The sequence below is a fragment of the Bacillus sp. TH50 genome, from assembly GCF_016650565.1.
In the GTDB taxonomy this organism is placed as follows: Bacteria; Bacillota; Bacilli; order Bacillales; family Bacillaceae_G; genus Bacillus_A; species Bacillus_A mycoides.
In genome coordinates this window covers 1,541,937-1,568,347 of record NZ_JAEKFM010000003.1, presented here as the reverse complement: position 1 = coordinate 1,568,347, position 26,411 = coordinate 1,541,937, and the positions used below count along the sequence as shown (strand labels likewise).

Here is a 26,411-nt window from a genome sequence, read left to right as displayed (position 1 = left end):
TTTAAACGAAAACAGTCAGCATAAAAAGTTATGCTGACTGTTTTTTTAGTTCTTTCACATATGAATCTACACTTTGAAAAGGTACTGTAATTTTAAAAGCATCTTTTTGCTCGTTAAATTGTTTTTCATTATAAGGACCGAATCGTTTATTATGCTTTACATCGATAATCCAATAATGTTCACTTTTTTTATTTGTAATTGCTGCGTCAGGATTATTTGGATCTGATTTTTCCTCAATTTGTTTTGTGATAATGTATTTATCGTCCCAAGCAATTTCTGTAATCTTTGCAGGGATGTATTGTGTAGCATATACAGCATCCTGAGAGGGGAAAAGTTCAAATGCATCTCCAGAAGTATGGATGAGTTCATATTCATCGTTAATTGTATAAGTTAAATGGTTTGTATTGCCTGTACAACCTGTTAATAAGAGTGCGGCAAATAGGATTATCCATCTTTTCAATATGGGAACCTCCTTTATAATGCTGTTGTAACACATTGTACAAGAAAAGTAAGCGAAACGCCAGTTTACAATGTTTTTTAGAAGTGGTACGATGAAACGGGTAAAGAAGGATATGAAGGAGTCGACACAAAATGAAGTTAAAGATGCATCGTCCAGCGCTTGTAATGAATCGCATAGGTGCTTCCCTTATTGACATGTTTTTAATCTCGGTTACGTACGGTGCAGTAGTAGCTATTATTACAGGAAACTATAGTGCTATTTTTGATCGTTTTAATATAAGTTTAGGTGACTATAGATATGACCTTACACTTGTTTTCGTATTAATGGCTATAAATTTTATTCTGTTACCTTTTCTTTGGAACGGTTCTACACTTGGTAAAAAGGTAACAAGAACAAAAATAATCTCGTTAACAAGTGAAAAACTAACGTTACAAACATTAATAATACGATTTTTGGTATTATTATTACCAAGCATATTATTACTTGGAGTTCCATTAATATGCAATGTATATATGATGTTATTCCGCAAAGATAATTGTGGCTTCCATGATTTAATTGCAAAGACGAAAGTGATGAGTCTTGTATAATTAATATTTAGATTATACGTGCTACTAATGAAATAAGACTTTTTATCGTTTGTATATAAAAAGTCTTATTTTTAATTTCGTGAAAAATTTCATCATTCTCTTATTTTTTCATAAAATTAGATAAATGGAATTGATATAGGGTGGATATCTCCTATATAGTCCCTTCCATATTACGGAAGGATGTTTAAAGAAGCTGTAGCTAATTCAAACATCCTATTTTCGTTTTGAATAGATTGAAAATTAAGATAATGATATAATGGATATAAATAATATCGTTATATAACAAAGGGGGATTTGGAATGACTGGAGGTAGCTTAATATTTTGGGGAATTCTTATTTTTATTGGTTTAACCTTCGATCAATATAATAGTAAGAAAAAAAAAGAAACAGAAAAGTAATCGCTTACAAGTTGTGGAGTAAACTTTTCCTGCTTGCGGACTAATCTAATAAAGGAGTATACTGAATGACGGTAAGACATATAGAAGGGGTAATGAAAATGAAGCTTGCAGGAAAAGTTGCCATTGTAACTGGTGGTGGCATCGGTATTGGACGTAGTACAGCTCTTTTGTTGGCTAAGCAAGGCGCAAAAGTAATTGTGACGGACATTGATCAAGAAAGTGGACAAGCAACAGCCGAGGAAATTACGGATTTAGGCGGAGAAGCACTTTTTGTATCCTACGATATGGGGAAACAAGGAGATTGGCAACGTGTTATTAGTTTTGCTATGGAGGCATACAGTCGTATTGATATGCTTTTTCAAAATGCTGGTCTATATAAAATAGATTCTATTTTTTCTCGCCAACAAGAGAACGATTCCAATGTACTTTGTATTAATGACGTTTGGATAGAGATAAAACAATTAACGTCATCTTTTATGAAACAGCAAGAAGAAGTGGTGCTTAGTGATTTACCTGTTTTTGGTATTATTAGCACGAGAGGACAATCATTTCATACAATAGAAGCCCTAGTATAATAATGGAAAACCGCCCCCAGTATATATGTGGACGGTTTTTTTGTATGTTCTATTATAGAACTTTATTTTTTAACGAATACGTTGTTCGGTTTGGCTATCAAAGAAATGTGCTTTATTCATATCAAAAGCAAGTTTAATTTGGTCACCAGGTGAAAAAGTATGTCTTGCATCAACACGTGCTGCAAAATCTTGATTTCCAAGTTTCATATATAAAATGGATTCAGCCCCTAACAACTCTGCAACTTCAATTTTCGTTGTGAAAGTAGTAGCTTGTGAAGCTTCTAAAAATAATAGTTCATCATGAATATCTTCTGGACGAATACCTAAAACAATTTCTTTATTTACATAGCCTTGTTCGCGTAATAACTTCATTTTCCCTTCAGATACTTTAAACTTTAGTGAACTGTCTATAACGAAATCGGTTTCAGTTAATTTTCCACGGAAGAAATTCATTGCGGGTGAACCGATAAAACCACCAACGAAAATATTTTCAGGTGTTTCATATACTTCTTTTGGAGTTCCAATTTGTTGGATTTTGCCGTCTTTCATAACAACAAGGCGTGAAGCCATTGTCATTGCCTCAGTTTGATCATGTGTTACATAAATTGTCGTTGTGCCAAGGCGGTGGTGTAATTTAGAAATTTCTGATCGCATTGCAACACGTAGTTTAGCGTCTAAGTTTGATAATGGTTCATCCATTAAGAAGACTTTTGCGTCTCGAACAATTGCTCTACCTAATGCAACACGTTGACGTTGTCCACCTGATAAAGCTTTCGGTTTTCTATCTAAATATTGTTCAAGCCCTAAAATTTGAGCTGCATGTTTCACTCGACGGTCGATTTCATCTTTCGGTATTTTTCGAAGTTTTAATCCAAATGCCATATTATCATACACACTCATATGTGGATAAAGAGCGTAGTTTTGGAAGACCATTGCGATATCTCGATCTTTTGGAGGAACATCGTTCATTAGCTTACCATCAATTGAAAATTCTCCTTTTGAAATATCTTCAAGTCCAGCTACCATTCGTAGTGTTGTAGATTTTCCGCATCCAGAAGGACCAACGAATACGATAAATTCTTTATCTTGAATGTGTAAGTTAAAATCTGTTACGGCTGTTACGTTATTATCATATATTTTATAAATATTTTCTAATTTAAGTTCTGCCATGATATTTCCCCCTAGAAAGTTTATGCAAACGTTTTCTTTGAATTTATTATAAACGAATAGATTCAAAAAAGAAATAAAAACACTATAAAAAAATAAAACGTTTTCATTATTCCTATGAATATATAATAAGTTTCACATGTTTTATTAGAAAAAGAAAATAAATATTGTAAGCGCTATTTTAAATTTGGATAGAATCTGTTATCATTCAGTAATGAAAACGTTTGCGCTTTAAAAAAAAGAAAAAAGAATCAATAGTATAGATGAAATGGGGTAGCATAATGGGAAAACAATGGTGGAAAGAAAGTGTAGTATATCAAATTTATCCTCGTAGTTTTATGGATAGTAATGGTGATGGTATAGGTGACCTTCGTGGTATTCTTGCGAAGCTAGACTACTTAAAAGAATTAGGTATTGATGTAATTTGGTTATCACCAGTCTATGAATCTCCAAACGATGATAATGGTTACGATATAAGTGATTATTGTAAAATTATGAACGAGTTCGGAACAATGGAAGATTGGGATGAACTATTACATGAAATGCATAAACGTAATATGAAACTTATGATGGACTTAGTTGTTAATCATACTTCAGATGAACATAATTGGTTTATTGAATCATGTAAATCGAAAGATAATAAATATAGAGACTATTATATATGGCGCCCTGGAAAAGAAGGGAAAGAGCCGAATAACTGGGGAGCAGCATTTAGTGGATCTGCATGGCAATATGATGAGATGACAGATGAATATTATTTACATCTGTTTTCTAAAAAACAGCCAGATTTAAACTGGGATAATGAAAAGGTAAGACAAGATGTTTATGACATGATGAAGTTTTGGTTAGAAAAAGGAATTGATGGGTTCCGTATGGATGTTATTAATTTTATTTCTAAAGAAGATGGCTTACCAGCTGTTGAAACGGATGAAGAAGGATATGTTTCAGGGCATAAACATTTTATGAACGGTCCGAATATTCATAAGTATTTGCATGAAATGAATGAAGACGTATTGTCTCAGTATGACATTATGACGGTTGGAGAAATGCCTGGTGTAACGACAGAAGAGGCTAAATTGTATACAGGGGAAGCTAGAAAAGAACTACAAATGGTATTCCAATTTGAACATATGGATTTAGATTCCGGAGAAGGTGGGAAATGGGATGTAAAACCATGCTCACTTCTTACTTTGAAACAAAATTTAACAAAGTGGCAAAAAGCATTAGAACAAACAGGATGGAATAGCCTTTATTGGAATAACCATGACCAGCCTCGCGTTGTATCTCGTTTTGGTAATGATGGAGCTTATCATACTGAATCAGCGAAAATGTTAGCGACAGTACTTCATATGATGAAAGGGACACCATATATTTATCAAGGAGAAGAAATCGGAATGACAAATGTTCGATTTGAATCAATTGATGAATACCGAGATATTGAAACACTAAATATGTATAAAGAGAAAGTTATAGAGCGCGGCGAAGATATAGATAAAGTGATGCAGTCTATATATATAAAGGGCCGAGATAATGCTAGAACTCCGATGCAGTGGGATGATAGAGAACATGCTGGATTCACAACGGGTGAGCCTTGGATTGCGGTAAATCCTAACTACAAAGAGATTAATGTGAAACAGGCAATCCAAGATGAAGAATCAATTTTTTATTACTATAAAAAATTGATTGAATTACGTAAAAACAATGAAATAGTTGTGTATGGAACATATGATTTAATATTAGAAAATAACCCTTCTATTTTTGCTTATGTAAGAACATATGGAGAAGAAAAGCTTCTGGTGATTGCAAACTTTACTGCAGATGAATGTGTATTTGAATTGCCTGAGGACATTATTTATAGTGAAGCAGAGTTATTAATACACAATTATGATGTAGAAAATGTATTGATAGAAAACATTACATTACGACCGTATGAAGCAATGGTATTTAAATTGAAATAAGAAAAGCCTTATGCCACTCTGGCATAAGGCTTTTACTATTACCATTTTAAAATAGAGAATCCATACGGTGGAAGTGTAACTTGTAATACACTTGCTTCCGCTGAAAATTCTTCGTTTGTATAAATGTTAATTATTTTCTTCCTGGTAATATGAAGAGGGAGTGAAGTTGTAACTTCACTGTTAGTAGGATTTAAAACGAAAAAGATAGTTTCATCTTCATATGTTTTTGTATAAGAAATATAATTATGTTCATCATTTGCCTCAATGAATTGAAAAGTACCATTTCCTCCAAATGCTTTATGTTGTTTCCGTAATGAAATTAATGTTTGTATATGTGTAAATAAAAGAGTATCTTGTTCTTTTTCATCCCATATCATACATTTGCGGCAGTCAGGGTCCATTCCACCATCCATACCGATTTCATCGCCGTAATAAATACAAGGAGAACCGATGAAAGAAAGGTGAAATACATAGAGTAACTTTAACTTATTTTTATCCCCGTTACATGTTGCTAAAATTCTAGGTGTGTCATGACTGTCTAATAAATGAAATGCCGCTTCATTTACATTCATAGAGTAGGAATGTAGAGAATCAGTAATTTGTTTCATAAATTCACTTGCATGAATGGATTCGTTAGCAAAGTAAGAAAGTAGAGCGTTTGTAACAGGATAGCTCATTACAGCATCAAATTGGTCACCTTGTAGCCATGGGAGTGCATCGTGCCAAATTTCACCTAAAATATATACTTCAGGATTTAATGCTTTTATTTCACTTCGGAATTCTCTCCAAAAACTGTGATCGACTTCATTTGCTACATCAAGGCGCCAACCGTCTATATTGAATTCTCTTACCCAATAACGCCCTACTTCAAGTAAATATTCTTTTACATCTGGGTGTGCTGTATTTAATTTAGGCATATACGGTGTAAATGCGAAAGTATCATAATTAGGAAGTGGCTCGGTTATAATTGGAAATTCATGAATATGGAACCAATCTTTATAGGCGGAATTTTCACCTTGTTCCAGCACGTCTTGAAATTTATCAAAGAAGTACCCGCTATGATTAAAAACAGCGTCGAGCATTACTTTTATACCATGTTTATGACACGCCTGGACGAGTTCTTTGAAAGTTTCTTTCGTCCCAAATTGTGGATCGATTTCCATGTAATCAATTGTGTCATATTTATGATTCGAATGAGCTTTGAAAATAGGAGTGAAATATATTCCGGAAATTCCAAGCTTCACAAGGTAATCAAGGTTTTGAATAATACCAGCAAAATCTCCGCCGAAAAAATTAGTTGGAGTTGGTTCGGTACTTCCCCAAGGGAGGGTGTTTGCTGGATTTAATGTGCTATCCCCGTTAGCGAATCGTTCCGGGAAAATTTGATACCATACTGTGTCTTTAATCCAGGATGGTGCCCTGAAAACGTCTTTTGCATGAACAAATGGAAAGCAGAAAAAGTTACCGACATCGTCATTTGGGATATTAGAAAAAAATCCTCGTTCTGTATAAATAAGAGTTTCTACGTCGTTTTTTAATTCGAATCCATAACGTAAGCGTTTAAATTTCGGTTTGATTGAAACCGACCAATAATCAAATAACTCAGTAGATCCGGTTTTTTTCATTGGTATACTTGCTGTAATCCATTTCCCGTCCTGCCATTCGTACGGATCCCCGTAGATGAGAGCGGCGCTGTGAACATCATCTCTTTTTGTGTGTATTCGGATGTGAATTGTTTTTTCATCGTAAGCGTATGCATAATTATCTTTTGGCCTATGATAGATCGCTTCTTTAAGCATATAGAAAATCCCCCTTTAATATCTCTATACATATAGTTCCCGTAAATGAAATAATAAAGATTATGTTGCAAACGATTGCCTTCCACATAACTTTAATATTGCTTATAAGAGTAGTATTCATTTTATGTAAAGTCAATGAATAAAGAGTGTGATAAGATTATTTTGAAAATTAATATTTGCAAAATGAATAAAAGGATGTATAATGATAGACAAATAGCGCAAACGTTTTCATAGATTTAGATATTGTTTGCGCTTCTATTAAACAACCAAATGCAAACGTTTTCAATTAAAGAGGTACATAGACAATTTAGGGAGGTTTTTGGGATGAAGAAAGCATTATCACTATTAACGATTTCAGCATTGTCAATTGGCATGTTATCTGCATGTGGACCGAAAGATTCAGGAAAAAAAGAGGAAAGTAAAGCGAAGAAAGACTATGATCTTCTCGTTTGGGAAGATGATAAAAAAGGTGTTGGTTTAGAACCAGCAGTGAAAAGCTTTGAGGAAAAATATAAAGTAAAAGTAAAAGTTGTTGAAATGCAAATGACAGATCAAGTGAAAAAGTTACGTCTTGATGGACCAGCGGGGACGGGACCAGATGTTGTAACATTGCCACACGATCAAATCGGAAATGCAGTAACAGAAGGCTTACTTTCTGAAGTAAAAGCAGATGATACTGTGAAGAGTAAATTTACTGACTTATCAATAAAGGCACAAACATACAACGGGAAATTATATGGTTTACCAAAAGCAATTGAAACACCAATTTTTATTTACAATAAAAAATTAATGCAAAAAGCTCCAGAAACGATGGACGAGCTATTTAACTTCTCAAAAGACTTTACGAAGGATGGCAAGTACGGATTTTTAACATTAGGAGATAACTTCTACTTTGCTAACGCGTTTATGGCAGGTATGGGCGGATATGTATTTGGTGAGAAAGACGGAAAGCCAAATGCAAGTGATGTTGGATTAAATAATAGCGGAGCAGTACAAGGTGCTGAATATCTTCAAAAATGGTACAAAGAAAAGTTATTCCCGAAAGGTATTATCGGTGAATCTGGTGGACCTGCTGCTGACGGATTATTCAATGAAGGAAAAGCAGCATCTATTATGAATGGACCATGGGCGTTCCAAGCGATGGAAAAGAACGGAATTGATTATGGTGTTGCTCCAATGCCGAAATTACCAAATGGTCAACCGATGAAAACATTTGTTGGGGTAAAAGGATGGCATGTAACAAGCTTCTCTAAACAAAATGATTTAGCTACAAAGTTCACTGAGTGGGTAACAAATGAAGAAAATGCAAAAATTCGATTTGAGAAGACAAAAGAAATTCCTCCAGTAAAATCAGTAATGGAAGATCCGATTATTAAAGATAACGAAGCTGCAAAAGCAGTTGCAACTCAATCAGAAAATGGAATTCCAATGCCGAATATTCCAGAAATGCAAGAAGTATGGAAACCAGCTGGAGACGCTCTTCAGTTAGTTGTTACAGAAAAAGAGGCACCAAAATCCGCGCTTGATAGTGCAGTGAAACAAATTAAAGGAAATATTGAGGCAAATCATAGTAAGAAAAAATAAGGTGAAATTCGTGCCTCTAATAGGAGAGGCACGAATTCTCTCCCTTCCAAGTAGGAAGAAAAAAGGGGGAAGGAACATGCAAACATCTATGGAACCAATGAAAGATATGAACGGTTCGAAACATAGGAAAATGGCGACCATGTTATCTATTATTCCAGGCATGGGCCAAATATATAATAAACAATTTGTAAAAGGTCTTATTTTTCTAGTATTAACAGGTTCATTTATTGTAGCATTTGCTGATTTGTTAAATATGGGATTATGGGGAATTGTAACGCTCGGTACAGAAGTTCCACGTGACCATTCTGTCTTTCTATTAGTAGAAGGGATTTTGGCACTTATCGTCATAGTGTTTGGACTCGGAATATATGGATTTAACTTATATGATGCATACCAAAATGGGAAGAAACGTGATATAGGAACACCATTAAACTCAGTAAAAGAGCAATACCGTAACTTATTAGATCAAGGTTTTCCATATTTAATGGTTTCACCAGGATTTCTATTACTAATCTTTGTAGTTGTATTTCCAATCATTTTTGTAATCTTAATTGGATTTACGAACTATGACTTATATCACTCTCCTCCAGCTAAATTAGTAGATTGGGTGGGCTTTAAAAACTTTATTGATATTTTCACATTACCAATGTGGAGAGAGACATTTTTAAGTGTATTTTCTTGGACTGTCATTTGGACATTTGTTGCAACAACATTACAAGTTGCACTTGGTATTTTCTTAGCGATTATCGTAAATCAGCCTGGTATTAAAGGTAAGGCAATTATTCGAACAATCTTCATTTTACCGTGGGCTGTTCCAGCATTCGTATCTATTCTTGTCTTCTCGGGTATGTTTAATGAAACATTTGGAGCAATTAATAATCAAGTATTAGCTTTATTCGGGATTGAAAAGATTGCTTGGATGACAGATCCGTTTTGGGCGAAGATTGCTTTAATTATGATCCAAACGTGGCTCGGTTTCCCATTCGTATTTGCAATGACAACAGGTATATTGCAATCGATTCCAGGAGAATTATATGAAGCGGCTACAGTAGATGGAGCAACTGCTTGGCAACAGTTCCGCAAAATTACATTGCCACTTGTTTTATACGCAACAGCACCAATTTTAATTACACAATATACGTTTAACTTTAATAACTTTAGTATCATTTATCTATTTAACGGCGGAGGTCCTGCTGTGGCGGGGCAAGATGCAGGTGGAACGGATATTTTAATTTCATGGATTTATAAGTTAACGATGACTTCAGCGCAGTACGGAAAAGCAGCAGCTCTTACAATGATTTTATCGTTAATCGTTATTACAGTTGCGTTATGGCAATTTAAGAGAACAAAATCATTCCAAGAAGAGGATATGATGTAAATGAATATTAAACGACAAAAGATGTTACGTCTTTCATTAAGTTATTTGGTTATCTTCATAATGTGTGCGATTATTTTCTATCCATTACTATGGATTATTGGTTCATCGTTTAATCCAGGAGATAGTTTGTCCGGTTCTAGCATTATTCCAAAAAATGCTACGTTAGATCATTATCGTAAGCTACTTGATCTTGATTCAAGTAATTACTTACTTTGGTATAAAAATACGTTAAAAGTTAGTGTTATGACGATGATTTTTTCGGTGTTAGCAATTAGCTTTACTGCTTATGCATTTTCGAGATATCGTTTTGTCGGAAGAAAAAATGGTTTATTAACATTTTTAATTCTACAAATGATTCCGAACTTTGCAGCGTTAATCGCACTATACGTATTAGCGCAGTTAACAGGATTAATTGATACACATCTTGCATTAATTTTAATTTATGTAGGTGGAGCAATTCCAATGAATACTTGGCTTATGAAAGGGTATTTTGATACGATTCCGAAAGAGTTGGATGAGTCAGCCCGCATGGATGGAGCAGGACACTTCCGTATTTTTTGGCAAATCATTATGCCGCTTGCAAAGCCAATCGTAGCGGTTGTAGCATTATTCACTTTCATCGGTCCATTTACAGATTTCATTTTAGCAAGTATTATTTTACGCACGCCGGAAAATTACACTTTAGCAGTCGGACTCTATGAAATGGTAGCGAAGAAATTTGGTAATGAATTTACGACGTTTGCGGCTGGTTCCGTATTAATTGCAATCCCGATTTCGATTTTATTCTTATCACTACAAAAATACTTTATTTCTGGTTTAACAGCTGGAGGTACGAAAGGATGAGAAATGGGACATTATGTCCCATTTTTCTTTTCATCTCTCTATAAAAAAATTATAGAGAGATGAAAAGAGATTTGACATCGCATATGAAAAGAAGTGAAATAAATAGTATATTATAGTATAGGAAAAAAGAGCTATATCCCTTACAATACATGGAGAGGGAGAATATGATAAGTTTTGCAAGATAGAATAAATAAATGACAGTTTATGACTTCTCCTATGACTTGCAACGGATGCAAGATAAAATATATGAAAATGGCAGAGAAGTGAAAGGAGGGGATTTTTATGACAGTTACAATTAAAGATGTGGCGAAGAAGGCGAACGTAGCACCATCAACTGTTTCTCGTGTAATTGCTGATAATCCAAGTATAAGTGAAAAGACAAAGCGCCGTGTTCGAAAAGTAATGAGTGAATTAGGGTATCATCCAAATTTAAATGCAAGAAACCTTGCGAACCAAACGACGAAGACACTTGGTCTTGTTATGCCGAGTTCTGCAAGTAAAGCTTTTCAAAATCCGTTTTTCCCAGAAGTTATAAGAGGAATTAGTTCATTTGCACATGTGGAAGGGTATGCGCTTTATATGTCGACTGGTGAAACGGAAGATGAAATTTTTAATGGTGTTGTAAAAATGGTACAAGGGCGTCAAATCGGTGGTATTATTCTTTTATATTCAAGAGAGAACGATCGGATTATTCAATACTTGCATGACCAAAACTTCCCGTTTGTTTTAATTGGAAAACCATATGATCGAAAAGATGAAATTACATATGTAGATAATGACAATTATACAGCTGCAAGAGAAGTAGCGGAATATTTGATTTCATTAGGCCATAAACAAATCGCATTCATCGGCGGTGGATCAGATTTACTTGTAACGAGAGATCGTTTGGCGGGGATGAGTGATGCTTTGAAACTAGCAGATATTCTATTGCCGAAAGAGTATATTTTACACTTTGATTTTTCAAGAGAGAGTGGTCAACAGGCTGTTGAGGAATTAATGGGACTAAAGCAACCACCGACGGCAATTATGGCAACGGATGATTTAATTGGACTTGGCGTGTTAAGTGCGCTTTCTAAAAAAGGATTTGTTGTACCGAAAGATGTTTCGATTGTAAGCTTTAACAATGCTTTATTATCAGAAATTGCTAGTCCACCACTTTCGACAGTTGATGTGAATATTTATCAATTAGGGTATGAAGCGGCAAAAGCTTTAGTTGATAAGGTGGAGCATTCTGAATCTACTTCAAAATGCATTATTATTCCGCATAAATTATTGAAGCGTCAAACTTGTGATCATTATGCAACAAAAAGCTAAGAGTTTAACTCTTAGCTTTTTCAGGCTGTGGAGAAAGCCTTCTCCACAGCCTATTTTTGTGTCTGAACCTCTTTTTATGTGTCAACACTGATAAAAAAGAGGAAAAGGAGAGATTTCTTATGATGGGTGCTTTAAAAAATCATCGCGACGAGCGTGTATCTGTTTCTGTAGAAGAATTGGTTCCACAAGATCATTTCCTTCGTGCGATTGAAGCGACAATTAGTTTTGATTTTATTGAGGAGAAGTTACGCCCTTATTATTGTGAAAACAATGGCCGTCCGTCAATCCATCCTATCGTTTTATTTAAGATGATGTTTATTGGATATTTTTATGGTATTCGTTCTGAGCGTCAATTGGAAAAGGAGATTAAAACGAACATTGCCTACCGTTGGTTTTTAGGGTTCTCTCTATCAGATACAATTCCAGATCATTCTACAATCAGTTGGAATCGCCGTACTCGTTTCGTTCATACAAATATTTTCGAAGAAATTTTTGATGAGATTGTGAGACAAGCGACGGAGCGCCGTATGGTAGGAGGACGTGCGTTGATGACAGATTCCACACACATTAAGGCCAATGCCAATAAAAATAAATTTGTACATAAATATAAAAAAGAAAAGGCAAAGTTCTATATAGATGAACTAGAAGCTGCGGTAATCGAAGATCGTGAGGCGCACGGAAAAAAGAATTAAAACCTAGAAAGGAAAGTGATACCCCTACTAAAAAAACTCGGATAAGTACAACGGATCCAGATAGTGGATTTTTAATGAGAGATGGAAAACCGAACGGTTTTCATTTTTTAGATCATCGTACGACTGATGCGAAGTACAATATTATTACAGATACCTATATAACGGCTGGAAATATGGCAGATTCCGAGCCGTATTTAGCACGTCTACAAGCTCAAGTTGATAAATTCGGGTTTGAAGTGGAAGCTGTAGCTCTTGATGCAGGCTATTTTACAGGATATATCTGTAAGAAGTTATCAGAAAGAAATATATTTATGGTGATGGGGTATCGCCGATTTGGAAAGAGAAATAAAGAAGTACCGAAAAGCCAATTTAAATATGTAGAAGAAATGAATGCATTTGCTTGTCCGATGGGATGTATTTTAGAATATGCGACAACGGATCGCGAAGGATATCGTCAATATAAATCGAATCCAGAAGACTGCGCTGTTTGTCCGCTACGTGAGGTATGCTTTTCAAAGAAACAAAAACAAAAAGTTATCACCCATCATATATGGGAGAAATATAAAGATATCGCTAGAAAAAACAAACTAACAGCTACAGGGAAAAAGTTGTATAAAGTACGATGTTCAACTATAGAGCGAAGCTTTGCGGATGCAAAAGAACTACATGGCTATCGATATGCTCGGTTTCGAGGGCTGAAATCTGTCCAAATGCAGGCTTACCTCACCGCCGCTTGTCAAAACATGAAAAAAATAGCCCTCCATCTAACCAAAAAGGGGTTGGTGGAGGGCTATTTTTCTAAATTCTACTATTTTTTGTTGTTTTCTTTCGCTAAAATCAAAAAAGATTCCAGAGTGTTGGGAACCCTAAAGGGTTTCCCAACACTCTGAAAAAGCTAAGAGTTTAACTCTTAGCTTTTTTCTTTAGAAAGGCTTCTAAACGGTCACAGCCTTCTTTTAAAGTTTCGATACTGTAAGCATAGGAAAGGCGAAGGTAGCCTTCTCCGTATTCGGAAAATGCGGTTCCAGGAACAACGGCTAGCCCAGCTTCTTTTACAAGATCAAGTGCAAAATCAAATGATGAAGATGTTAAATGTCCAACATATGGGAATAAATAAAATGCACCTGTTGGCTTCTCAACCGTTAAACCCATTTGAATGAGTCTATTATACACGTAATCACGGCGTTTTTTGTATTGATAGCGCATCATCTTCGGTGCATCTTTAGCAGCTGTTAAAGCTTCGATTGCAGCATATTGAGCAATTGAAGTAGCGCATGTAACATTGTATTGATGAACTTTTAATATGTGTTTTGCTAAATATTCTGGAGCAAATAAAAGTCCGATACGCCAGCCGGTCATAGAATGTGATTTTGATAAGCCGTTAATGACAATCGTCTTATCACGCATTTCTGGGAAATGAGCGATAGATGTGTGTTTTTCTTCATATACAAGTTCACTATAAATTTCATCAGAAAGAACGAAAATATTTTTATCTTTTAAGACAGATACAATATCTTCTAATTCTTCTTTTGATAAGGTAACACCAGTTGGATTAGAAGGATACGGTAAAACGACGCATCTTGTTCGTTCTGTAATTGCATGTTGCAATGCTTCAGCTGTTAAACGAAATCCAGTTTCGCGAACATCTATAAAAATAGGAGTTGCACCACATAGTCGAATAATCGGCTCGTAACCAGGGTAAATAGGAGCAGGTAAAATTACTTCCGTTCCTGGTTCTAAAATAGTTCGGAATGCAACATCGATCGCTTCACTAGCACCGATTGTAACAATGGTTTCGTTTTCAGGCGAATAATGTAAATTGTAGTTGTCCTTTACAAAGTTACAAGCTGCCTTGCGTAATTCTAGTAAACCAGCGTTATGTGTATAGCTTGTATAATTTTCTGTAATGGCCCGTTTAGCTGCTTCTTTTACTAGAGAAGGTGTAGGGAAATCGGGTTGCCCAATTGTTAAAGAGATAAGATTATCATAGTTTTGAATCATATTAGAGAACTGACGGATTCCAGAAATTTGGATGTCCTTCACTCTAGGATTAATGAATTGTTCCATTGTATCTCCCTTTCTTCCGTTTGAAAATTAAGTTCATTTTATCATATTTTCAACTATTACGCTTTGTTTATAAAATTTCCCCCGCTATTTGTGAAAGATAAGAATTGTATCTTAAAATTCAGTGGAAGTAAGAAATTATGTGAGGATTCAAATTTCTATAAGAGTATAAGCTGTGTGAGTTAATTAAAGTTTCACTTAAGTATAAACACAAAAAAAGCCGCTGCAAGCGACTTTTTAATAACCGTATTCCCAATCTATTTCATCTTCGTTCCAAAGTACGGAAGATACTTTGCCAAGATGGACAACGGATTCATTTACAGCACATGTACAGTCTTCGTCCCCTGCTTTATGTTGCAATTCTTCGTATACTGATTTTTCAACGTTTTCTAGCACAACCAAATTTTCTTCTTTTAAAACAAGCGTAGTACCCGCCATATTTATCTTCCTCCTACTAAAGTAATGATCACTTATTTGTAAACATAGATAGTATGGATTATATGCTGTATTTTGCGATAGTTGTCCGTCTAGTGAAGTGTTTTTTATTTTCTTTGTAATCCGTATTCATTGTATACTGCACGAAGGAAATTTGGTACAGGGTTTACAATCATTTCAGAAATTTGTAACATTTATTATTAGTTGTTAACAAATAATTAACAAAGATGTTAAGAAAAATCAAAATTTTGAAACAAATAGACTTATAAAATGATATAATCATATCAAAATACATATAGGGGATGAGAGGCTATGGAGCTGATTCGTGATTTAATGATCCAAATTGCCATCATTATTTTACCACTATTTTTATATGAAGCGATTCGTTTAAATCGTTATCAAGGAATGCTTCCGAAGCCTAATCGCTACTTTATTATGTTTTTATCTAGCGTTACACTCGTTCTCTCCATGACATACTCTATTTGTTTTGGTACCGTTTGCGGATACAATTTTCATCCAGTCCCAATTGTTAGTGGTTTTTTATATGGTGGGATTGTTGGGCTCATCCCTGCCATTATTTATGTTGCATATGAATGGATTTTTAAGGGGCTTAGTTGGTTGCCTATGGTAGAAGTTATATTTCTTTCGATAATTCCATTATTTTTGTCAAAGAAATGGTCTCTTTTTTCAAGAGATAAGAAGCTAATATTAGCTTTTATGATTGCATCATTTTATGTTCTTGTTTCATTAGTAGTCGGGATGTTGAATGTCCTTTTAGAAACAGGTTTTACACCGTACATATCTAATCTATATAGTGGGTATATATTTGCATCACTTATTATGGTTATGACAATGGTATTTCAAGTGTATTTGACTGAGTATTTAAACGAAAATGCATTATTGCGTACAGAAATGCAAAAATCAGAAAAACTTAATATTGTAAGTGAGTTAGCTGCAAGTGTTGCACATGAAGTTCGAAACCCTCTCACTGTTGTACGAGGGTTTATTCAATTGCTAGAGAGTACGGAAGACGTAAAAAACAAAGATTATATGCGTCTCGTATTAGCTGAACTGGATCGTGCTGAACAGATTATTTCAGATTATTTAAATTTAGCAAGGCCTCAAATTGAAAAAAAAGAACATATTTGTTTATCAGCACAATTAATTGAAATGACAACTCTTATGTCATCATTTGCAGCGATGCAGGGCGTTTATTTGCAAGTTGAGATTTCTGAGAGCCTTTATACTATCGGCGATAAGACGAAATTGAAGCAAGCTATTATGAATGTTGTTAAAAATGGTATTGAAGCAATTCAAGGAAACAAAGGGTATTTAAAAGTAACAGCTATTCAAAAAGATGAATTGATAATAATAAGAGTTAAAGATAGTGGTGTTGGAATGACAAAAGAACAGTTAGTAAGGCTTGGACAACCGTATTATTCTTTAAAAGAAAAAGGAACAGGATTAGGCCTTATGGTAACATTTAGTATTTTACAAGCGCATAATGGCACATTGGAATATAAAAGTGAAAGCGGAAAAGGAACTGAAGCTATTATTATATTGCCAGCTGTACGATATAAGGAATAAAAGTTACCGATAGAAGGTAACTTTTTATTTTATCGTGCATTAGAAAAAGATACAAAATTTCATTCATTTATTTTTTCTTGTTTTGTTCGAACGAATAAACTTTTAAATGATTGAAAGAAGCTTTGCTCTTTTGAGGCGGCGACTAATCTTTTTGTTTCTTGAATTTCGCGAATAACTTGCATAAGTTGTGTATCACGGTTGCTATCTTTATTGTAAATTTGATTGACAAGTTTATTCATTTTTTCTTCTTGTTTGGATTCTCGCTTATACATATGATTCATTAATAAGTCCATTTTTTCTTTTTGGAGTGCATCTGTTTGAGCGGCGTGAACAACTAGATCTTGTAACATTTTTTCTTGTGAGCCTTCTTTTACATAAACTTGTTGCATTAGTTCATCTAATTTCTCGTCTTTTAAACGATTTTGTGTAATGAGAGTAGAGTTTTGATGAATAATTGCTTCATTTAATTGAGCAAGCATTTCAAGTTTTAGCATGAACTCCTCAAAGTTACGCCCATCTTCTTTTGGTTGCACTTCTTGTTTATCTTGAATAACAGGTACAGGTGGGGCATCTTTTTCTTTTAAAATAATAGGTATTGTTTCTGAAATGTCTTCTTGTAATGTAGCAGCTCTTTCATGTATAGATTTCAATAGTTTTAAATCATCCAATTTATAAATACGAGCATCAGCTGTTTTTGAAATGATATAACCGTGTTCCTCTAAGAGTTGGCTATATTTTCGGACTATATGTTTTGGGATACCTGTTTTATTTGTAACATCTTTCGTTTTATAAATAGCTTCCATGATAGTTCCTCCCCAAAAAGTATCGTATATATCATTTCAACCTTTTATGTGGACTTCCTTTGAAAAAGAATGTCGGAAGGTTATTAGTTTTCTACAGCATTAGTGAAAAGATGAAGAAAAATGAATGTTTTTGGCGGAATGGAGAGGAAGAGCTAAAATAATGTCTGAAAACATACATAGAAGAAGTTTGTTATAATAACTGAGGAAAAGAAATTGGTAGGAACACGGAGGTACACATGAAGCAATTTAAAGGTATTATCATTTCAATTATTGCAATTCTTTCTCTTTTGGTAGCAGTATATGAAGTACTTGTGCCAGAGGAGACAAGTACTAAAAAAACAACTACGTATGATCAAATTCTAGAGTTCCCGAAAGAACGATATCCAGAGACCGGGAAACATATAACGGATGCTATAAAAGAAGGACATTCGGAAATGTGTACAATTGATCGTAATGGTGCAGCGGATAGAAGGAAATTATCGTTAGCGCCATATCCGACGAAGAAAGGTTATGATCGTGATGAATGGCCGATGGCGATGTGTAAGGAAGGCGGAAAAGGAGCTCATATTGAATATATAAGTCCAGCAGATAACCGCGGTGCAGGTTCTTGGGTAGGGAATAAGCTAGACAAATATCCAGATGGTACGCGTGTGAAATTTGAAGTGAAATAGTAATTGGCATACATTTCATAGTGGAGGAGAGGGATAGTTATGGAATTAACAATTTCATATTCGCAATTAATGATAATGAACTATGATGGTCAGCAGCCTTATGTAGATTGGACTCCTGAAGATTTTGAAAGAGGCTATGCTGAGGTGGATGGAGCTATTATTTTTGAAGCAATCTCTGACTATACTTGTGAAGTGGAAGTTACTTGTGGAAATCATATTGAGAAAGAAGAAGTGGTTAGAACGATATCAGTTCCTTTCACAGTGAAGAATGAAGAAGTATATATAACAAGTATTCTTTCTAATAAATATCATATTCCTATTCCGAACGGGGAATATATGATAGTCTTGCAGGCAACTCCTCTTGAAGAGCCATCAGACGATGAATTGTATAAAGTACAATACGACTTCTATTTTGAGAGTGTAGAATAAAAAAACGTGTTATCCTTCAAAAGGATAACACGTTTTTTTATTATGCGTTTGTTTTTAGGAGAGAACGAGCGTCTTTTGCTGCCTGAACCATGTGCTCTAAAGCAGGTATAACTTCCTCAGTTCTTCGTGTTTTTAAACCACAGTCTGGATTAATCCAGAAATATTTAGGGTCACATACTTGTAAAGATTGTTCTACGATTGTGAACATTTCATCTTTACTTGGGACACGTGGGCTATGAATATCATATACCCCTAGACCAATTCCTTTTTCATATGTTGTATGCTTTAATGTATTAATAAATTCTCCATGACTTCTTGATGTTTCGATAGAAATAACATCTGCGTCTAACGCTCGAATTGCATCTACAATATCTTCGAAGTTACTATAACACATATGAGTATGAATTTGTGTTTCATTTTCTACAGAAGATGTTGCTAAAAGGAATGATTGAACTGCCCATGTAATGTATGCATCCCAATCTTTTTCTTTTAACGGCATACCTTCACGAAGTGCAGGTTCATCGACTTGGATTACTCTAATTCCGGAAGATTCAAGTAATTCAATTTCATGACGAAGTGCTAATGCAATTTGATATGATACTTCTTTTCTTGAAATATCATTTCGAACGAATGACCAATTTAAAATAGTGACAGGTCCAGTTAGCATACCTTTTACTACTTTCTCTGTTAAGCTTTGTGCATATACAGTTTCTTTAATAGTCATTCCACTTATAAAGGCAACATCACCATAAATAACAGGTGGTTTTACGCAACGAGAACCGTATGATTGTACCCATCCGTTTTTAGTAAAGGAGAAACCAGCAAGTCTTTCTCCAAAATATTCCACCATGTCAGTTCTTTCGAATTCACCGTGTACTAGTACATCAAGACCAATATCTTCTTGGTAACGAATCCACTTTGCAGTTTCTTTTTCAATGAATTGATTATATTGTTCATTTGTAATATCGCCGTTACGCCACTGTTTACGTGTTTGACGAACTTCAGATGTTTGCGGGAAGCTACCAATAGTTGTTGTTGGTAACAACGGTAATTGTAAAGCTACTTGCTGTAGTTCATATCGTTTTTCAAATGGAAGAGGACGTGAGAAATCATCTTCTTTAAGTGATGTACGTGCCACTTTTACATCTTCACGATTACGTGCAGCTGATGAGCGGATTGCATGATGTGCATTACGATATGTTGTTAAATCGCTACTGATGCTTTCTACACCTTTAGTAAGAGCAGAATGGATAAGGACTAGTTCTTCTAATTTTTGATTAGCAAATGCAAGTGCATCAAATAATTCACTTGTTAAGTGAGTTTCTTCCGTTTTATCAATTGGAGTATGCAATAAGCTACAAGAAGGTTGAACAATTAAACCTTTTGCTGTGATTTGATTTTGTAATGTTGTAAATAAAGAAAGTACATCATCAAGATCAGCTCTCCAAATGTTACGGCCATCTATACAACCGATAGCTAAAATTTTATCAGCTGGGAATCCATATTTTGAAATAGCATTTACATTACCTTCTTTGCCATGAACAAAGTCTAATCCAATACCAGAAACAGGGAATGCAATAATTTCTTCATAGTTCTCTTCTACACTATCAAAATATGTTTGTAGAAGAAGATTCGCATTTGGAACCTCTTTATGAATAGCTTCGTAAAGTTCTTTCGCTTGATTAATTTCATCTTTTGTTAAAGATGCGAAGATTGGTTCGTCAACTTGAATAATTTGTGCTCCAGCTGCGTGTAATTCAGAGAATAATTGTACATAAGGTGCAACTAGCTCTTTTAAAATAGTGGCAAATTGCTCTTCGTTATAACCTTTTGCCAGTTTTAGGAATGTATAAGGGCCTAAAATAACTGGTTTTCCATCAACGCCTAACTCTTTTTTCGCTTCTTCATATAAACGAAGAGGACGATTGTCTTTTAAAGAGATTTGTAATCCTTCTTCATATTCAGGAACAATGTAATGATAGTTTGTGTTAAACCATTTTGTCATTTCAGAAGCAACGTGATCTTTAGAGCCCCGTGCCATTGCAAAATATACATCAAGGTAAGAGGTAAACTCTGAAAAACGTGACGGGATGAATCCTAACATGTAGGCCGTATCCAGAACGTGGTCATAATATGTAAAATCGCCAACTGGAATTAATTCAATTCCCTTTTCTTGCTGTACTTTGACGTGTTGAAGGCGAATTTCTTTCATTGTCGTTAAAAATTGTTCTTCATCAATTTTATTGGACCAAAAAGCTTCCAATGTTTTTTTCCACTCTCGTTGTAGTCCGATACGTGGATAACCTAAGTTACTTGTTTGAATTGCCATTTTAAATTCCTCCCTAATTGAAAGTAAGCATTTCCGTTTACTCGGAAATACCTATAACAAAAAGCATAAAGGCATAGAAAAATAAGCCTTCCTTTTTGTTCTTAACACCTCATCATCATCCGTGAGTCTATCAGTGTTGTTAAAATAGGCAGGTATCCTGACTTATGCTTCATATAATTTCTTTCACCTTCCCGTTTTCACAGTGGCACAAAAAAGAAATCTCAGCATTTACAGTGGCGGGACCGTGTTGGAGTTTCACCAAACTTCCCTTTTAAACACGAAGTGAAATATTCGTGTACCTATTTTCCTTTTGAAAGGAATTTAACAAGCGATATGATATTGAAACAAATTCTAACACAATTTTCGGAATTTTGTCCACTGTTTTAAAATAAGAAAATTCTAAAGTTTTTTTATTTCTTTTTATTCGGAAAATTAAGTTTTTCGATGTTTATTTATTATTAAAATGAGGGTGTTTTGAGTTGCGAGGAATAATTATAGTGTTAAGTTTTTCTAAAAGAGGAGGCACCTCTTTTAGAAAAACTTAATCATTATCTACACCTATTTCTGAAAGACGACCTGCAGTTGCATCTTGTAAGAGCGTGTTTAGCCAGCGTAATTCAACATTAATATGCTCAATGACACTTTGTAGAATATATAGTTGAGCACGAGGAACTAGTTGTTTATTATGATCGTATATCGTTTGCATTGTATGTAAATAGAGCATTGTATCATCTCTCTTTTTTTTCAAAATAGGAACTAGAGCTTGTTCGTCGCTAAAGTGAGCGAAAGAGAGCGCTGAATAAATAGGTTTATATATTTGGTTTTTCGCTTCAAATTGTTTTAATAATAAGGTGTGGAAAAGGGCTTTTCCTTCCTCTGTTATATGGAAGATTGTTTTATCTGGTCTATTCGTATCTCTAACAATATTGGTAATGCTAATCGCACCTTGTTTTTCTAATTGCTCGAAGGCGTAGTATAGCGATCCCTTGGCATATTTAATATAACAATCCATTTGTCTTTCTTTCATTATGTGCTGCACTTCATAGGGATGTTTATCTCCTTCGAGTAACAAGCCGAGAATGACTAACTTCATGCTCATGCTGTATCAACTCCTGTATATAGAAACTTTATATATATTATAAACGGTATATCCTCTTTCATAAAGGGATATACCGTTTCGTTTTTCTATATTAGCTTACTTGTTTTTGTTTTTGCTTTGTTTTTGGTCCTGTTAAAAGACGTTCATTTCCCATAAGTAAAATACAAATTATACTTAGCGTAGCTGGGATAAGTGCCCAAAAAAATGTATTAGCAATAGATGTTGCAAGAGCCTCTTTAATTCCGCTTAGTACTTCAGGAGGTAGCTTTTCAGTAGCATTTGGTGATAATAAAAAGCTTGTGTCTCCACCTTTAGGAGCCATTTTTTCTAGTTCAGGAGGGAAGACTGCTTTTAATTTATCAGTGAAAACATGATTTTGAATCGTACCGAAAATCGTGACGCCAAGGGTCATTCCAAGTGAACGGAAGAATGAGTTCGTGGATGTAGCAGAACCGCGATCTCTCATTTCTAGTTTGTGGATAGATGCCATACTTAAAACTGAGAAGGAGAATCCAACTCCAAGTCCAGCAAGCACCATAAACATTGTTACGAGTGTACGAGGTGTTTCCATAGTTAAAGTACTTAGTAAATAAATACCAAGAACGAAGAAAACTCCAGATACTGTCATGATGTTACGATAACTTGTTCGTGAAGCTAATTGTCCACCAGTTTGACTTCCGATTACAGATCCTACCATCATAGGTGTCAAAATTAATCCAGCATTTGAGGCTGAACCACCGAGAACACCTTGAACGAAGATTGGAATATAAACTGTACAGATGATAAAAGCTGCGCCATAGAAAAAGGCAACACCTTGGCTAGCTGCAAATAAAGGTTTTTTAAATAAATGGAAAGAAATAATAGGCTCGGTTGCGTTTCTTTCTACGAAGAAGAAAATAATAAGCAGAATAACAACAGTTGAAAATAAACCAATAATCACATTAGAGTCCCATGCATATTCTTTACCACCAAGTTCTAAAGCAAACATTAAGCAAACGATACTAATGACAAGCGTAATAGCACCAGCCCAGTCAATTTTTTGTTTTCGATATTCTAGAGACTCGCTATAGTATTTAGTAATGAAGAAGAAGGAAATAAGTCCTAATGGAATATTAATATAGAAGACCCAGTGCCAACTTATATAATCTGTAATGTAAGCACCTAATAAAGGTCCGAAAACACTAGATGTCCCGAAAACAGCACCAAATAGTCCAGTCATTTTTCCTCGTTTTTCAGGCGGGAATATATCATACATAATTGTAAATGCGATAGGCATAAGAGCGCCGCCACCAATTCCTTGAATGGCTCTATAAATACTTAGTTGTTCAATACTTGATGCTGTCCCGCAAAGTGCAGAACCAAATAAGAAGAGAATTAATCCGCCAATAAAAAAGCGTTTCCGTCCGTACATATCAGACAACTTACCGAAAATAGGCATTCCGGCCATTGTTGCTACCATGTAGGCGGATGTGACCCAAACGAATTTGTCGAACCCTCCTAAGTCTCCGACAATCGTTGCCATCGCAGTTGCGACGATTGTGTTATCCATTGCTGCCATTAGAATACCAAGTAGTAAACCAGCAACAACAAATTTTGTTTTACTTGAATCGTTTTTTGATAGTTGTGCTTCCAAAAGTAGCCCTCCTTTAATAAAAATTAAACTAACTTAAGTTTTTTAGTGCAATGCATAAAAAAACTTTATGTACAGTTTGTATCGTTCCTCTTCATTTTATAAAAAATTGCACTGACATGATATAAAGGATGGAAATCATAAATTATATTATAGTCAAATTTGACTAAAAGGCAAATGTTTTCTACCGCCAAATTATTTTATCGGGCTTTAACTGCCCGTTAAAGCCCGATTGATTAGAGCTTCACTTTATTATATTGACCAAAAGAGAGAGTAAGAATTTATTTTGTTATGTAGTCAAGGAAGGAAATTGTAAAAAAATATTTAATAAAGTATAACCTGTGTCAACCTATTAAAAATGGTTTTTTCTTTATATTGTCGAATAGGATAAAAGGAGAAGGAAAATTTAATATGGTTTGTAACAAGCTCAATATTTTTTCAAAGTGTAGTTTATTGCGCCGAGAGGCAGAATACAGTTGTATAGATGATATATCTGGAATGAGGTGAATATATTATGAAAATATGGAAACGAATTTCGGATCAAGGAAGGTATCCTATACCGTTACAGCCGGTTTTGTGGATTGATGGTTCTAAAAAGGACACGGAAGCATCCAATGTAGCAGTCACATTGCAAATCCGAAGTATGTATAAAGAAAAATTTTCGTATGAGATGATTTATGATGTTAATGACATACTAATTATTCGACTTGAAGTTGAAAATAAAGGCGTTGAAATGATTTCGCGAGTAGTTGTAAGTCATATGATTCGTGATTATTTCGCGTATATCCCAAACTCTTTAAAAGCAGATAAGGGAATAAGTGAGTTTTTATTTCAGCTTGTAAGGTGGCGAATCGATAATTTATCACCGAGTGAAAAGGTAGAATTAATTTGTCAAATAAAAGCAAATAAAGATAAAGCTCCTCCCAATTCATTATTTCAGGCTACATATACATTTCAATATAAAGGTGTATCATATGGACCGCTACAAACAAATGAAGTGGTTGTCAGAAAATGATAAGAAGGAACCTGTGCGAAAGGTTCCTTCTTTAATGAAGATTGTGCTTCTTGAGTAATTTTTTTTGTTCCACTCCCTTTTTTCCAATATAGTTATTTTTGTATCCAAAATATAGAATGAATAGAAATGAAATAACATTTACTATAGCGTCAATTTGATCGTTTGTAATGAAGTTTATTCCGAAAGAGTTAAATAGTAATTTTAATGATAACAAAAAGCCAGCTAGTAAGCGCATAATATCTAATAGATTTTCTTTTTGAGGCATATAGGTCACTCCTTCCTGAAAACGATATATAGTATATATATGAAATAAAATAGAAAAGGTATACAAGCTTAAGTAGAAATGTACATTAAATATGTACATTTTTTATTTTATAGAAAAACATTATTGTTATAGAAACATATATTGGTATAAAAGGGGAGAGTATGAAACATAAAGGGAAAATTAGTGGATTATTAATTGGGAACACAGTTGCGGTTACAGAATGGATTGCACTTCAGGATGTAATTGCTAAGCTAGATTCGCGATCATTTTTAACCGTCTTTATTATTTATATATTGCAAATGATACTAAGCTATTATTTTGGACATTGGTACGATAAAAGAACGAATACGCGTGTAAATATTGAAGTAGGAGGAATGACGAATAACGATTTTGTCGTTGATTTTTTTGGAAAAGTAGCTGCTTTATCAGAAAGAGATTCTCGTAATATTACAGTGTATATTCTTTCCGTAAAAGAATGGGATGTATTAAAAGACACAGTGCAAGAAAAAAAGTTAGATGAGCTAGTCCAAAGAGTAGAACGTACAATTGTAAAGACAGTTCGAAAAGGTGATGTAGTTACGAGGTGGGATGAAAATAAATATGTTATCGTAGCTGTTGATAATGGCTATGAAAAGTCAACAATAACAAGTCGATTAATCAAAAATATTCAAAATGAAATAGCGAATGATTTATTAAGTGCTACACTATTATTTGGGGCTGCAAGTTATCCTATAGAAGGGAAAACTTTTGAAGATTTGTTTAGAAAGGCACAAAATCAATTGTATAATTATAGAAACTTGCAAAGTCATGAATAAAACTTTGATTTGAAGAAGTATGATATAAAGATTTTTTTGTAACATTTTTTTGTCTTTTGTTACAAAAAAAACTTTTTTGTAACAAAAGTCTTTAAAAATATATGAAATCAGCATATAATTGTGTGTGGATGTGTCAATGCATTTTGCACAATGTTTTCAGTTTAAAAGTGTAGAGGAAAACATGCTCTACACTTTTCCTTTTTAAGAAATTAAAAGAATCTTTGTAAGAGTTGCGAGGTCCCCTTTGCAATATGTAAAATGGACAAAGAGGTTATTTGATAGAAAGTGAGAAAGGGAATGATAGACGTGAGAGGTCAACAATCATCTTTTATCAGGTGAAATATTATAGTGTTTCTTGCAGTAGGTAAGATTAAGGTAAATACCTTTATGTTTTAAGACATTACATAATTGCAAGTGCGAAAATTGTACAAGCAGTATAAATAATTATTGATGATCTTCGTAAAAAAGATGCGAGCGTGAAATAGATAAAGAAGTTACATGTTTTTCATGGGAT

The 26,411-nt window shown here is 34.4% G+C and carries 24 protein-coding genes and 1 riboswitch; of the genes, 14 read left to right on the top strand and 10 right to left on the bottom strand.

Annotated elements, in window-relative coordinates; all coding sequences use genetic code 11:
* Nucleotides 1-28: 28 nt before the first annotated feature.
* Nucleotides 29-460, bottom strand: coding sequence for a DUF3997 domain-containing protein (locus tag JFU23_RS08000; RefSeq protein WP_002033805.1), 432 nt, complete (start codon nt 458-460; stop codon nt 29-31).
* A 131-nt stretch (nt 461-591) separates the two neighbouring features.
* On the opposite strand from JFU23_RS08000, the gene JFU23_RS07995 reads away from it, so the two are divergent.
* The 3 genes from JFU23_RS07995 (at nt 592) to JFU23_RS07985 (ending at nt 2,020) form a co-directional block, all read left to right on the top strand.
* Complete coding sequence (locus JFU23_RS07995) at nt 592-1,047, top strand: RDD family protein (RefSeq protein WP_002033806.1); 456 nt, start codon at nt 592-594, stop codon at nt 1,045-1,047.
* Between the two features lie 299 nt (nt 1,048-1,346).
* Entirely contained in the window at nt 1,347-1,445 is a 99-nt protein-coding gene (locus JFU23_RS07990; protein ID WP_002142992.1) for a hypothetical protein, read from the top strand.
* A gap of 65 nt (nt 1,446-1,510) precedes the next feature.
* Entirely contained in the window at nt 1,511-2,020 is a 510-nt protein-coding gene (locus JFU23_RS07985; protein WP_002033807.1) for an SDR family NAD(P)-dependent oxidoreductase, read from the top strand.
* Nucleotides 2,021-2,089: 69 nt separating this feature from the next.
* Here JFU23_RS07985 and JFU23_RS07980 read toward each other — a convergent pair whose 3' ends face one another.
* Entirely contained in the window at nt 2,090-3,190 is a 1,101-nt protein-coding gene (locus JFU23_RS07980) for an ABC transporter ATP-binding protein (protein ID WP_002066938.1), read from the bottom strand.
* A gap of 278 nt (nt 3,191-3,468) precedes the next feature.
* Between JFU23_RS07980 and malL the strand changes: the two genes are divergently transcribed.
* The gene (malL, locus tag JFU23_RS07975) at nt 3,469-5,145 is read left to right on the top strand and encodes an oligo-1,6-glucosidase (RefSeq protein ID WP_087955296.1); all 1,677 of its coding nucleotides are present in this window, start codon (nt 3,469-3,471) and stop codon (nt 5,143-5,145) included.
* A 38-nt stretch (nt 5,146-5,183) separates the two neighbouring features.
* Here the strand turns inward: malL and JFU23_RS07970 are convergent, their stop codons facing one another.
* The gene (locus JFU23_RS07970) at nt 5,184-6,944 is read right to left on the bottom strand and encodes an alpha-glycosidase (protein WP_201031713.1); all 1,761 of its coding nucleotides are present in this window, start codon (nt 6,942-6,944) and stop codon (nt 5,184-5,186) included.
* A 324-nt stretch (nt 6,945-7,268) separates the two neighbouring features.
* On the opposite strand from JFU23_RS07970, the gene JFU23_RS07965 reads away from it, so the two are divergent.
* The 5 genes from JFU23_RS07965 (at nt 7,269) to JFU23_RS07945 (ending at nt 13,645) form a co-directional block, all read left to right on the top strand.
* Nucleotides 7,269-8,528 carry an extracellular solute-binding protein gene (locus JFU23_RS07965; protein WP_201031712.1) on the top strand — a complete coding sequence of 420 codons (1,260 nt, stop codon included), beginning with the start codon at nt 7,269-7,271 and terminating at the stop codon, nt 8,526-8,528.
* A gap of 76 nt (nt 8,529-8,604) precedes the next feature.
* Entirely contained in the window at nt 8,605-9,906 is a 1,302-nt protein-coding gene (gene malC / locus JFU23_RS07960) for a maltosaccharide ABC transporter permease MalC (RefSeq protein ID WP_002088367.1), read from the top strand.
* Nucleotides 9,907-10,749: a maltosaccharide ABC transporter permease MalD gene (malD, locus tag JFU23_RS07955; protein ID WP_002088365.1), complete on the top strand. Its 843-nt coding sequence runs from the start codon at nt 9,907-9,909 to the stop codon at nt 10,747-10,749.
* Between the two features lie 282 nt (nt 10,750-11,031).
* Entirely contained in the window at nt 11,032-12,063 is a 1,032-nt protein-coding gene (malR, locus tag JFU23_RS07950; protein ID WP_002014809.1) for a maltose operon transcriptional repressor MalR, read from the top strand.
* 119 nt (nt 12,064-12,182) lie between these two features.
* Nucleotides 12,183-13,645, top strand: a protein-coding gene (locus JFU23_RS07945; protein ID WP_374191743.1) for an IS1182 family transposase whose coding sequence is annotated in 2 segments (ribosomal slippage) — nt 12,183-12,744 and nt 12,744-13,645 — 1,464 coding nt in all. Because the reading frame shifts where the segments join, the coding sequence is not laid out codon by codon here.
* A gap of 13 nt (nt 13,646-13,658) precedes the next feature.
* Here the strand turns inward: JFU23_RS07945 and JFU23_RS07940 are convergent.
* Together JFU23_RS07940 and JFU23_RS07935 are read right to left on the bottom strand one after the other, a co-directional pair.
* A complete protein-coding gene (locus tag JFU23_RS07940; RefSeq protein ID WP_002033816.1) occupies nt 13,659-14,822 on the bottom strand; it encodes an aminotransferase A in 1,164 nt (387 codons plus the stop codon).
* A 234-nt stretch (nt 14,823-15,056) separates the two neighbouring features.
* The gene (locus tag JFU23_RS07935) at nt 15,057-15,257 is read right to left on the bottom strand and encodes a hypothetical protein (RefSeq protein ID WP_000929276.1); all 201 of its coding nucleotides are present in this window, start codon (nt 15,255-15,257) and stop codon (nt 15,057-15,059) included.
* Between the two features lie 309 nt (nt 15,258-15,566).
* Between JFU23_RS07935 and JFU23_RS07930 the strand changes: the two genes are divergently transcribed.
* A complete protein-coding gene (locus tag JFU23_RS07930) occupies nt 15,567-16,841 on the top strand; it encodes a sensor histidine kinase (RefSeq protein ID WP_002014814.1) in 1,275 nt (424 codons plus the stop codon).
* A 59-nt stretch (nt 16,842-16,900) separates the two neighbouring features.
* On the opposite strand, the gene JFU23_RS07925 is transcribed toward JFU23_RS07930, so the two are convergent.
* Nucleotides 16,901-17,644, bottom strand: a complete 744-nt coding sequence (locus JFU23_RS07925; protein ID WP_002033817.1) for a DUF3967 domain-containing protein — start codon at nt 17,642-17,644, stop codon at nt 16,901-16,903.
* Nucleotides 17,645-17,880: 236 nt separating this feature from the next.
* Between JFU23_RS07925 and nucA the strand changes: the two genes are divergently transcribed.
* Nucleotides 17,881-18,315 (top strand): DNA-entry nuclease, encoded by a 435-nt coding sequence (gene nucA / locus JFU23_RS07920; protein ID WP_002014817.1) that lies wholly within the window; start codon nt 17,881-17,883, stop codon nt 18,313-18,315.
* Between the two features lie 39 nt (nt 18,316-18,354).
* On the top strand, nt 18,355-18,744 hold the full coding sequence (gene comJ, locus JFU23_RS07915; protein WP_002088359.1) for a competence protein ComJ: 390 nt from the start codon (nt 18,355-18,357) through the stop codon (nt 18,742-18,744).
* Between the two features lie 40 nt (nt 18,745-18,784).
* On the opposite strand, the gene metE is transcribed toward comJ, so the two are convergent.
* The 3 genes from metE to JFU23_RS07900 form a co-directional block, all read right to left on the bottom strand.
* Nucleotides 18,785-21,073, bottom strand: a complete 2,289-nt coding sequence (metE, locus tag JFU23_RS07910) for a 5-methyltetrahydropteroyltriglutamate--homocysteine S-methyltransferase (protein ID WP_002014819.1) — start codon at nt 21,071-21,073, stop codon at nt 18,785-18,787.
* A 130-nt stretch (nt 21,074-21,203) separates the two neighbouring features.
* A riboswitch (cobalamin riboswitch) is annotated at nt 21,204-21,391 on the bottom strand.
* A 223-nt stretch (nt 21,392-21,614) separates the two neighbouring features.
* The gene (locus tag JFU23_RS07905) at nt 21,615-22,172 is read right to left on the bottom strand and encodes a PadR family transcriptional regulator (RefSeq protein WP_002128898.1); all 558 of its coding nucleotides are present in this window, start codon (nt 22,170-22,172) and stop codon (nt 21,615-21,617) included.
* Between the two features lie 91 nt (nt 22,173-22,263).
* The gene (locus JFU23_RS07900) at nt 22,264-23,805 is read right to left on the bottom strand and encodes an MDR family MFS transporter (protein ID WP_002014821.1); all 1,542 of its coding nucleotides are present in this window, start codon (nt 23,803-23,805) and stop codon (nt 22,264-22,266) included.
* 511 nt (nt 23,806-24,316) lie between these two features.
* Here JFU23_RS07900 and JFU23_RS07895 point away from each other — a divergent pair.
* Complete coding sequence (locus JFU23_RS07895) at nt 24,317-24,817, top strand: hypothetical protein (protein WP_201031711.1); 501 nt, start codon at nt 24,317-24,319, stop codon at nt 24,815-24,817.
* Nucleotides 24,818-24,848: 31 nt separating this feature from the next.
* Here the strand turns inward: JFU23_RS07895 and JFU23_RS07890 are convergent, their stop codons facing one another.
* A complete protein-coding gene (locus JFU23_RS07890) occupies nt 24,849-25,082 on the bottom strand; it encodes a phage holin (RefSeq protein ID WP_002014824.1) in 234 nt (77 codons plus the stop codon).
* Nucleotides 25,083-25,243: 161 nt separating this feature from the next.
* Here JFU23_RS07890 and JFU23_RS07885 point away from each other — a divergent pair, with 161 nt between their 5' ends.
* Nucleotides 25,244-25,897: a diguanylate cyclase domain-containing protein gene (locus JFU23_RS07885; RefSeq protein ID WP_201031710.1), complete on the top strand. Its 654-nt coding sequence runs from the start codon at nt 25,244-25,246 to the stop codon at nt 25,895-25,897.
* Nucleotides 25,898-26,411 lie beyond the last annotated feature (514 nt).

Excerpts from the sequence above, each read along its gene's own strand:
- malR (WP_002014809.1), top strand. The coding sequence starts at position 11,032 with ATGACAGTTACAATTAAAGATGTGGCGAAGAAGGCGAACGTAGCACCA.
- JFU23_RS07965 (WP_201031712.1), top strand. The coding sequence starts at position 7,269 with ATGAAGAAAGCATTATCACTATTAACGATTTCAGCATTGTCAATTGGC.
- JFU23_RS07895 (WP_201031711.1), top strand. The coding sequence starts at position 24,317 with ATGAAAATATGGAAACGAATTTCGGATCAAGGAAGGTATCCTATACCG.
- malD (WP_002088365.1), top strand. The coding sequence starts at position 9,907 with ATGAATATTAAACGACAAAAGATGTTACGTCTTTCATTAAGTTATTTG.
- JFU23_RS07980 (WP_002066938.1), bottom strand. The coding sequence starts at position 3,190 with ATGGCAGAACTTAAATTAGAAAATATTTATAAAATATATGATAATAAC.
- JFU23_RS07925 (WP_002033817.1), bottom strand. The coding sequence starts at position 17,644 with ATGGAAGCTATTTATAAAACGAAAGATGTTACAAATAAAACAGGTATC.
- metE (WP_002014819.1), bottom strand. The coding sequence starts at position 21,073 with ATGGCAATTCAAACAAGTAACTTAGGTTATCCACGTATCGGACTACAA.
- malL (WP_087955296.1), top strand. The coding sequence starts at position 3,469 with ATGGGAAAACAATGGTGGAAAGAAAGTGTAGTATATCAAATTTATCCT.
- JFU23_RS07970 (WP_201031713.1), bottom strand. The coding sequence starts at position 6,944 with ATGCTTAAAGAAGCGATCTATCATAGGCCAAAAGATAATTATGCATAC.
- JFU23_RS07885 (WP_201031710.1), top strand. The coding sequence starts at position 25,244 with ATGAAACATAAAGGGAAAATTAGTGGATTATTAATTGGGAACACAGTT.
- JFU23_RS07990 (WP_002142992.1), top strand. The coding sequence starts at position 1,347 with ATGACTGGAGGTAGCTTAATATTTTGGGGAATTCTTATTTTTATTGGT.
- JFU23_RS07985 (WP_002033807.1), top strand. The coding sequence starts at position 1,511 with ATGACGGTAAGACATATAGAAGGGGTAATGAAAATGAAGCTTGCAGGA.
- JFU23_RS07930 (WP_002014814.1), top strand. The coding sequence starts at position 15,567 with ATGGAGCTGATTCGTGATTTAATGATCCAAATTGCCATCATTATTTTA.
- JFU23_RS07995 (WP_002033806.1), top strand. The coding sequence starts at position 592 with ATGAAGTTAAAGATGCATCGTCCAGCGCTTGTAATGAATCGCATAGGT.
- malC (WP_002088367.1), top strand. The coding sequence starts at position 8,605 with ATGCAAACATCTATGGAACCAATGAAAGATATGAACGGTTCGAAACAT.
- JFU23_RS07940 (WP_002033816.1), bottom strand. The coding sequence starts at position 14,822 with ATGGAACAATTCATTAATCCTAGAGTGAAGGACATCCAAATTTCTGGA.
- JFU23_RS07935 (WP_000929276.1), bottom strand. The coding sequence starts at position 15,257 with ATGGCGGGTACTACGCTTGTTTTAAAAGAAGAAAATTTGGTTGTGCTA.
- JFU23_RS07890 (WP_002014824.1), bottom strand. The coding sequence starts at position 25,082 with ATGCCTCAAAAAGAAAATCTATTAGATATTATGCGCTTACTAGCTGGC.
- nucA (WP_002014817.1), top strand. The coding sequence starts at position 17,881 with ATGAAGCAATTTAAAGGTATTATCATTTCAATTATTGCAATTCTTTCT.
- JFU23_RS07905 (WP_002128898.1), bottom strand. The coding sequence starts at position 22,172 with ATGAGCATGAAGTTAGTCATTCTCGGCTTGTTACTCGAAGGAGATAAA.
- comJ (WP_002088359.1), top strand. The coding sequence starts at position 18,355 with ATGGAATTAACAATTTCATATTCGCAATTAATGATAATGAACTATGAT.